The organism is Nocardia sp. NPDC019323 (assembly GCF_044389845.1).
Taxonomy (GTDB): Bacteria; Actinomycetota; Actinomycetes; order Mycobacteriales; family Mycobacteriaceae; genus Nocardia; species Nocardia implantans.
The window spans coordinates 1-1374 of the sequence record NZ_JBIRYN010000022.1; the positions used below are offsets into that span (position 1 = coordinate 1).

General features: G+C 68.3%; 1 protein-coding gene. It reads right to left on the bottom strand.

What is annotated here, in order from left to right; all coding sequences use genetic code 11:
* Positions 1-1374, bottom strand: a 1374-nt coding sequence (locus tag ACH49X_RS32875) for an amino acid adenylation domain-containing protein (protein WP_357209343.1), incomplete at both ends; no start/stop codon positions are given.

A 1374-nucleotide genomic window follows, 5' to 3' on the forward strand; every position in this document is an offset into this window, starting at 1 on the left:
TACACCTCCGCCACCGCCTGCTCCACCGGCGAACTCGGCGCACGGAACACCACCGACGACACGAACTCCGGCGCGGGCAACGCCCGGCGGTCGAGCTTCCCGTTGGGCGTCAGCGGCAACGCGTCCAGCACCATCAGCGCGTCCGGGACCATATACCCGGTCAGGAACTCGGAGACCTGCGCACGCAGCACCGACGCGTCCAGGCTTCCCCCGGAATCGGGCACGACGTAGCCGATCAACCGGTCACCCGCATGGTCGTCGGCGCGCACCAGCACGACCGCCTGGCTCACGCCGGGGCACCGCAGCAGCGCCGCTTCGATCTCGCCGAGTTCGATACGGAAACCACGCAACTGCACCTGCTGGTCACCACGACCGGCGTACTCCAGCGTGGCGTGACCGCCGAATCCGACCCAGCGGCCGATGTCACCGCTGCGATACATCCGCGAGCCCGGCGCACCGAACGGATTCGCGACGAACCGTGTCGCCGCCAGCCCGGGACGGCCCAGATACCCGCGCGAGAGCTGCGCGCCCGCGACGTAGATCTCTCCGGCCACGCCGACCGGCGCCGGGTGCAACCGGTCGTCGAGCACGTACGCGTCCAGGCCGGGCAGGGCACGTCCGATCACGCTGGCCGGGTTGTCGACCATCTGCTCGTCCAACGACAGGAACGACACGTGCACGGTGGTCTCGGTGATGCCGTACATGTTCACCAGCCACGGCGCGTCCACCGGATGGCGCTCGTACCAGCGCCGCAGCTGGCGCAGATCCAGCGCCTCGCCACCGAACACGATGTAGCGCAGCGCGAACTTGCCCTGGTCCTGATGCGCCGCCCGGTCGGCCTCGGCGAGTTGGTAGAACGCCGAGGGGGTTTGGTTGAGCACGGTGACCTGCTCGCGGATCAGCAATTCGCGGAACTGCTCGGGCGAGCGGGAGGTCAGGTAGTCCACCACGACCACGCTGCCGCCGTTGGCCAGAGCGCACCACAGTTCCCAGACCGAGAAGTCGAACGCGAAGGAATGGAACAGCGTCCAGACGTCGGTTTCGTCGAATTCGAACAGCAATTGGGTGTTGGCGAACAGTTCGACCACGTTGCGGTGCGCGACGCCGACGCCCTTGGGCACGCCGGTGGACCCGGAGGTGTAGATGACATAGGCCAGGTTGTCCGGGCGCAGCGGCCGCACGCGCTCGCGGTTGCGGACGCGCGCGTCGTCGTAGCCGGTGGTCTCCTCCAGCAGGAGCACCGGGATATGGCTCGCGGGCAGGGAGTCCTGCTCGGTGGCGCTGGTCAGCACGCAGACCGGGGCGGCGTCTTCGAGCATGAACTCCAACCGCTGCACCGGATAGGTCGTATCGATCGGCAGATACGCCGCACCC